The following is a 6,310-nucleotide window of genomic DNA, read 5'->3' on the forward strand; positions in this document are numbered from 1 at the left end:
TGCTGCCGGCGCCCTGCCGGGCTGGAAGCCGTGACGGCCCGCCCCGGGAGGGGCGGGCCGTCAGGGTACGGGTGCTGCCGCCGGTCAGGCCCGGGCCGGCCTGGAGGCGGGCGTCAGCAGCTGGTGTTGGAGGTGATCTTGATGCCGGTGATGGTTCCGATGGACGAGATGCTGTTCTGGTCGTGGGAGGCGTTGGAGAGGCACTGGTAGCCGATGCTGCCGAAGCCGTAGTCGATGCGGAGCCACACCGTGTCCTGGTTCCTGGTGTTGACGGCAGCGAAGCCGGGCCCGTGGTTGGTGTTCTGGTAGTAGCTGGTGATGTCCCGGAACTCGGCGACGATGGTCTCGCTGCTGGGGCCGTCGTAGATGCAGACGTACGGGTAGGGGCAGCCGTCCTGGGAGTCGGCCTGCGCGCCCGTGGCGCCGGCCAGCGACATGGTGAGCACGGAGACGCCGACGGCGGCGGTCGCCGCGAACTTCCTGAGTCCGTTTCGCACGGTCTTCCTCTTCTCTAAGGGTTCTCTGCGGGTGTCCGTCCGCCGGTTCGGCGCACGGCAGGTCTGGTGGGTGCGGTTGAGCGGGTCGCGGTCGGGCGGGTCGCGGTGCGCCGCGCGCCGGTCAGCTGTAGGTCGGGACGTACGGCTGGCAGGAGCCGTCGGGCCCGGCGGCCGAGTCGTTCCAGGAGTAATTCATCAGCTTGCTGCCGGTGGCCGGGCCGACGATGCCGTCCGCCTGGCTGCTGCCGAGGGAGACCTGCTGGAAGTTCCGCACGGCGCCGTCGGTCTGCGGGCCCCACTGGCTGTCCTCGTCGATGGCGTCCTGGCCGCTCGCCCGGCGGTAGTCGTTGACCAGGTGCTGCACGCACCACACGCCGGTGCCGGAGGTGACGTGGTTGTACCCGAGCCAGGGGGCGGTGGTCGATGCCTGCGCGGTGCCGGCCAGTGCGGCGGTGGAGAGGGTGAGGGCGGCGGCCGCGACCAGGCCGCGGCGGATCGACTTCTTGATCATGGGGGTCCTTCGGTAGGGATGGGATGCTGGCTGCCCGAGCCGCCGGGAGCGCACGAGCCACAGCACGGAGTCGCACGGTGGAATCGCGGCGTGGAGCGACGTGGAGCGCAGTGGAGTCGCCGCACGGGACTGTGATCAGAGGCGGCGATGGCTGCGGTCACCCGGGGATCGGCCTGGGAGTCCTCGAAGGACTTGGCCTTGAGTGTGGCGACGATCCCCTCTTCGCCGTTGCCGGGGCCGAGCGGTCCGGCGGCTGCGGCCGGGAGGATCCGGTCGAGCTCCGTGAGACAGCCGTGTTCGGGCAGTGGCTTTCCGGCGAAGCTCGACACCCGGTTCCGGGTCCGGGGGTCGACGCCTGTCAGGACGGTCTGTGCGTCGAGCGGGAGTTTGCCGATCGGCGCGGTTCTGTGGGGGTCGGCGGTCTCCGGGAGGTGATAGCCCCACCGGTGTGTCTCGTCGGCGTCGCTGATGCCGTATCGGCGCTTCATGGTCTCGAACGCTCCGGCCGGCGTGCGGTCCGGTCGGGCCGGTACCGGGTAGTCCTGCCCGTACCGCTTCATGCAGGCGCCGGTCGCGGCCTGCTGGACCCAGTTGAACTGTGCCGACTGCGTGGGCGAGAGCATGTAGGCCTCGACCGGCAGGTGCAGTTCGGCCGTTCCGGCGGCGACGGTCGGGGTGGCAACCGGCTGCTGGGGAGCGAGTGCGCCGGTGGGGGTGGAGGTACAGCCGGCCGCGGCCAGCAGGAGAAGAGCAGCGCCGCTCCGGCGGTGGCGCGATCGTACGGCCGGACGGCGCTTCATGGTGCCCTTCGGTCGGTGATCTCGATACGGAGTGCTGCCGCCGGGCAGGCGCCCGGCGGCAGCACCCGTTCAGCCAGACCGGCGGCGGTCAGCAGGCGACGCCGATGCTCTCTTCCTTGTTCTTCACGGTGGACGTGAGGTTGCCGCCACGGCCGGAAGGGACGTAGTTCGCATCGCCGGTGAACGACGTCCCGGAGTAGACCCCGACGGCGCAGCCGCCCACGGCGGCCTCGACGCTCGCGGCATCGTGCCAGACGGCCGCTCCGGCACCGTTGGAGCCGTAGCCGTCGTTACGGAAGTGGTAGTCCCAGACGGAGTACACCTTCCCGGACTGGGACACCCAAATGGCGCCCTCGGCACCGCTGTTGTAGTACAGGCAGAAGTCAGTCGACTCGTCGCTGCCGACGGTGCAGCGGAACGGTGTCGAGACTGTGCTCCAGCCATTGATCCAGGTCCCCGACGCGTGCGCCTGGCCGGTGCCGGTGATGAGGCCGGCTCCGGCGAGTGCCATGGCGACGGCCGCGCTGCCCGCTCGTCTGCCGAGCTTCCTGCGCACCGAGCCGGCACGGCCGATGTCGGACGCAATGGTCTTCATTGGTCCCCCTGGGCGTGGGCCGGTTGGTCAGTCCCGGCGATTTCGGCGCGAGGCGATCCCCCGTGACGGAGACGCCCCCGTACGACAACCCACATCGTCTCGTCTCGCGACGTACCGTCTCGTCTCGCCTCGCGCTCCACCATGTTCCCTGCGCAAGACGATCACGTCAAGACGGCACGTGACGTCTCGTGGGATACTTCGGACCATGCCGCCAGCACCGAATCCGGACCTCCGCAACCAGCGCTCCCACCGCGCCATCCTCGACGCCGCCCTCGAAATCGCCGTCCGCGACGGCTACGCCCGGGTCACCATCGAGGGCATCGCCCACACCGCCGGAGTCGGGAAACAAACCATCTACCGCTGGTGGCCCAGCAAGGCCGCCGTCGTCCTCGAAGCCCTCAACGACCACACCGGGCCCTTCTCCGGCGTCCCGGACACCGGCGACATCACCGCCGACATCACCGCCGCCGCACAAGGAGTCATCCAGGCCCTCGGCACCGACCTCGGAACCATCTGGCGCGGCCTGGTCGCCGACGCCCAGAGCGACCCCGGACTCGCCGAAGACCTCCGCACCGACTTCCTCGAACCCCGCAACAAGGCCTGGCAGGACCGCCTCGACCAGGCCGTCACAGCCGGCGAACTGCGCACCGACGTCCCGACCCGAACCATGGTCGAACTCCTCTTCGGACCCGTCTACTACCGCCTCCTGCTCGGAACCGGCCCACTCGACGCGGACGACACCGCCGCCCGCATCGACTACCTCCTCAACGGCCTCAGACAGCGCTGACCACGGGAACAGACGGGCGCGCAGCAGAATCCCGCATCGACGGCGGCGCGCCTCGGCCGGCCACCTGCCGAGGGCCCGCCTTCCCGCGCACGAGCTCCCCGGTCCGGGCACTGCGCGCGGGCTCGATCGACCTCGCCGTACCGACGTCCCGCCCGCCCCACCGACCTTGGGACGGCGAGTCACCGCGCCTGCACGTCGAGACCGTCGCGGACACCGAACTGGTCGTGGCGCCACCACACCGGCCCGAGCGGGCCGTACCGAGGTGCACCTCGGTGAGCTGGTCGATGCTCCGTGGATCGTCACCCCGGCATCGAACGCCGAGCCGCGGCACGGCCGCGGCTCCCACGTGGGCGGATCCGGTCAGGGCAGCAGGTGGGTGGCCATGTGCTCCCACTGGCGGATGGGGGCGATGCCCGGTGCGGGGGTCAGGAGGTGGAGGCTGACGTGGTCGGCTCCTGCGTCGAGGTGCTCGTGGACACGGCGGGCGATGTCCTCGGCATCGCCGTGGGCCACAATCGCGTCAACGAGCCGGTCGCCGAGCGCGTCCATGTCCCGGTACCCCAGGTCGTGCAGCAGCGTTCGCCGGTTCGGCAGGGCCGCCGCAGCCATGGCGGCGGCCAGTTCGGCAGTGCGGGTGCAGTCGGGGCTCAGCACGCACAGTTGGGTCACGGCCAGGAGCGCGTCAGGTCCCAGCACCGCCCTCGCGGTGCGGGTGTACTCGACGGGCATGCCCAACACGGTGGCTCCCCAGGTGCGTTCGGCGGCGAGTGCGAGCATGCCCGGCTCCAGGGCCGCCAGCACATGGCGCCGCAAGGCTGTTGTGGCGGGCGGCCCGAACGGGGCGGCGTCGAGAGTGTCGAGGTAGGCGCCCATCGTGGCCGGCGGTGAGCCGAAGCGGTGACCGCGGATGTCCTCGGCGAGGCTCGGGTGGCTCTCCCACAGTCCAAGCAGGAATCGCCCGGGGAACGCCTCCTCCAAGGTGCGCCGGGCAGCGGCGGCGGTCACCGCGTCGCGCGCGTAGATGTCGGTCATGCCAGCGGCCACGGTGATCCGCCGCGTGGCGGACAGCAGGATCGCGGCCTGCGCCATGGCCTCCCGCCCCGTGGTCTCGGCGAACCAGAGGGTGCCGTAGCCGAGATCCTCGATCGCCGTCGCGGCCTCGCGCATTCCTGCCGCAGGGTAGCTGTCGAGGTCGCCCGCCCAGATCCCGATGCGCCCGAGAGCGGATGAATCGGGTGTACGGGCGCTCATGCGTGCTGCCCGGCGGTGGGCTGGGTGGCCAGGAACGCGGCGATCTGGGCTGCGCCGGTGCGCTCCAGCCAGGTACGGAGATTCATCGCCCCGGGGTGGATACGGCGGGTTGCGGTGATGTCCGCGCGGTAGCCGCGTTCGTTGAGCCACTCGTAGGCGAAGGCGAAGTCCTCGCTGAGGGCCCGGATCGCTTCGATCGGGATCCGGACGTACGGCAGCTGACGCCCGAGCGCGCTCTCGATGGCCGCCGCGATCTGCATCGGCGTGAGTTCGTCCGCTGCCAAGGTCGCCGCGCGGCCGATCCACTCCTCGGGCCGGGAGAACGCGAGCGCGGTGACGAAGCCGACGTCGTCCACCGCCATGATCTGCTGGGGGACCTCGGGGGCGAGGGCAGTGGCCAACCCTCCGCCTTGCAGGGCGTATTCGCCGGTGAAGTTCTCCATGAAGGAGACCGGCCGCAGGATCGTCGCGGGCAGGCGGAGCGCCGCGATGTGCTGCTCGATGCGCCACTTGCTGACCAGGTTCTGCGGCAGCGTTTCACTGCCGTGACGGTCCGCGCCGGCGACCGAGGTGAAGACGAAGTGCTCGACGCCGGCGGCACGTGCGGCTTCGGCGACGTTGATCCCCCAGCGGACCTCGTCCTCGGCGCTGAAGCCCGGTGCGGTTCCCGGGGAACCGACAGTGGGCTGGACGCTGAACATGCCGTATGCGCCGTTGGTCGCGGCGATCAACGAGGAGACGTCCTCCATCTGCGCGCGCACGATCTGCGCACCTGCGCTCGCCAGTGCCCGGGCCGGCTCCCCGTTCGGGTCGCGGGTGAGTGCGCGTACCGGCCAGCCACTGCTGAGCAGGTGCCGTGCGACTGCCCGGCCCTGCAGGCCGGTAGCCCCCACCACGACAACGGTCTTTCCTGTCGGTTCCACGAATCTCCCCGTATCGCATGCCGACGAGGGGGCACACCCAGCAACTGGGGCGCCCCTCCGGTTATCGGTCGATACAATATGGAGGACCACCCCAGTTAGCAAGCCGTCAGGAGTTCCCGTGCCCAAGACCGCAGCCGGCCCCACTGCGCGGCCGATGCGCGCCGACGCGCGCCGCAACTACGACCGGATCGTGGCCGCCGCCGAGAGCCTGGTCGCCGAGCACGGCGCCGAAGCCTCGCTGGAACAGATCGCCCGCCACGCCGGCGTCGGCTCAGCCACACTCCACCGACACTTTCCCTCGCGTCAGTTGCTCCTGGAAGCCGTCTTCAAGGGGCGGGTGGAGGCCCTCTGCGCCCAAGCCCACGACCTGCTGCCCGCGTCCGATCCCGGAGCCGCACTCGTCACCTGGCTCCGCGCCGTCGGCGCACACGCCGTCGCCAACCGGGGCCTGGGAGCATCACTCATGCACGGCACCCGCGACGGCGACCCGACACTGGGAAGCACCTGCCACGCAATGATCACCAGCGCCGGCGACGAACTCCTCAACCGCGCCCGCCACATGAATGCCGTACGCCCCGACGTCACCATCGCCCAACTGCTCAAACTCGTCAGCGCCATCGCTTTGGCCACCGAGGAGGACCCCGACGGCCCAGGCGAGGCCGACCGGCTGCTCAACCTGGCTATCGACGGGGTGCGCGCACGCTGAAGCCCTCATTCCGCAGCCAAGGAGCGCAACGCCTATCCTCGGTCGGTCTTACGAGCTGGTGCGTGATTGCGGCGGGTTGGGCTTGATCGGCTGGCGCGGCATGATCTTCCTCTGTGTCGATCATGGTGAACCGTGCGGTCCTTGGCCATCGGGCGCTGACCGGTGTCTCACGTGGGCATCTGGCGGATCTGGTTGTTGAGCTCGCCGCGCCGTGGCAGGCGGCGGTCGAGGGCAGGCGAC

The 6,310-nt window shown here is 70.5% G+C and carries 8 protein-coding genes; 2 read left to right on the forward strand and 6 right to left on the reverse strand.

Annotated elements, in window-relative coordinates; translation table 11 throughout:
- Nucleotides 1–113: 113 nt before the first annotated feature.
- The 4 genes from ACIRST_RS41490 to ACIRST_RS41505 all read right to left on the reverse strand — a co-directional run bounded on the left by ACIRST_RS41490 (nucleotide 114) and on the right by ACIRST_RS41505 (nucleotide 2,403).
- Nucleotides 114–497: a hypothetical protein gene (locus tag ACIRST_RS41490; RefSeq protein WP_402809788.1), complete on the reverse strand. Its 384-nt coding sequence runs from the start codon at nucleotides 495–497 to the stop codon at nucleotides 114–116.
- 121 nt (nucleotides 498–618) lie between these two features.
- Complete coding sequence (locus tag ACIRST_RS41495; RefSeq protein ID WP_402809791.1) at nucleotides 619–1,008, reverse strand: peptidoglycan-binding protein; 390 nt, start codon at nucleotides 1,006–1,008, stop codon at nucleotides 619–621.
- Nucleotides 1,005–1,808 (reverse strand): hypothetical protein, encoded by an 804-nt coding sequence (locus tag ACIRST_RS41500; protein WP_402809793.1) that lies wholly within the window; start codon nucleotides 1,806–1,808, stop codon nucleotides 1,005–1,007. The genes ACIRST_RS41495 and ACIRST_RS41500 overlap by 4 nt, the downstream gene beginning before the upstream one ends.
- An 88-nt stretch (nucleotides 1,809–1,896) precedes the next feature.
- The gene (locus ACIRST_RS41505) at nucleotides 1,897–2,403 is read right to left on the reverse strand and encodes a hypothetical protein (protein ID WP_402809796.1); all 507 of its coding nucleotides are present in this window, start codon (nucleotides 2,401–2,403) and stop codon (nucleotides 1,897–1,899) included.
- Between the two features lie 205 nt (nucleotides 2,404–2,608).
- Here ACIRST_RS41505 and ACIRST_RS41510 point away from each other — a divergent pair, with 205 nt between their 5' ends.
- Entirely contained in the window at nucleotides 2,609–3,190 is a 582-nt protein-coding gene (locus ACIRST_RS41510; protein ID WP_402809799.1) for a TetR/AcrR family transcriptional regulator, read from the forward strand.
- Between the two features lie 360 nt (nucleotides 3,191–3,550).
- Here the strand turns inward: ACIRST_RS41510 and ACIRST_RS41515 are convergent, their stop codons facing one another.
- Together ACIRST_RS41515 and ACIRST_RS41520 are read right to left on the reverse strand one after the other, a co-directional pair.
- The gene (locus ACIRST_RS41515; RefSeq protein ID WP_402809802.1) at nucleotides 3,551–4,441 is read right to left on the reverse strand and encodes a TIGR03620 family F420-dependent LLM class oxidoreductase; all 891 of its coding nucleotides are present in this window, start codon (nucleotides 4,439–4,441) and stop codon (nucleotides 3,551–3,553) included.
- The gene (locus ACIRST_RS41520; RefSeq protein WP_402809805.1) at nucleotides 4,438–5,364 is read right to left on the reverse strand and encodes an NmrA/HSCARG family protein; all 927 of its coding nucleotides are present in this window, start codon (nucleotides 5,362–5,364) and stop codon (nucleotides 4,438–4,440) included. Before ACIRST_RS41520 ends, ACIRST_RS41515 begins: the two co-directional genes overlap by 4 nt.
- A gap of 118 nt (nucleotides 5,365–5,482) precedes the next feature.
- On the opposite strand from ACIRST_RS41520, the gene ACIRST_RS41525 reads away from it, so the two are divergent.
- Nucleotides 5,483–6,070: a TetR/AcrR family transcriptional regulator gene (locus ACIRST_RS41525; protein WP_402809808.1), complete on the forward strand. Its 588-nt coding sequence runs from the start codon at nucleotides 5,483–5,485 to the stop codon at nucleotides 6,068–6,070.
- The last annotated feature ends 240 nt before the right edge of the window (nucleotides 6,071–6,310 follow it).

It is taken from the genome of Kitasatospora sp. NPDC101447, assembly GCF_044767225.1.
Lineage (GTDB): Bacteria > Actinomycetota > Actinomycetes > Streptomycetales > Streptomycetaceae > Kitasatospora.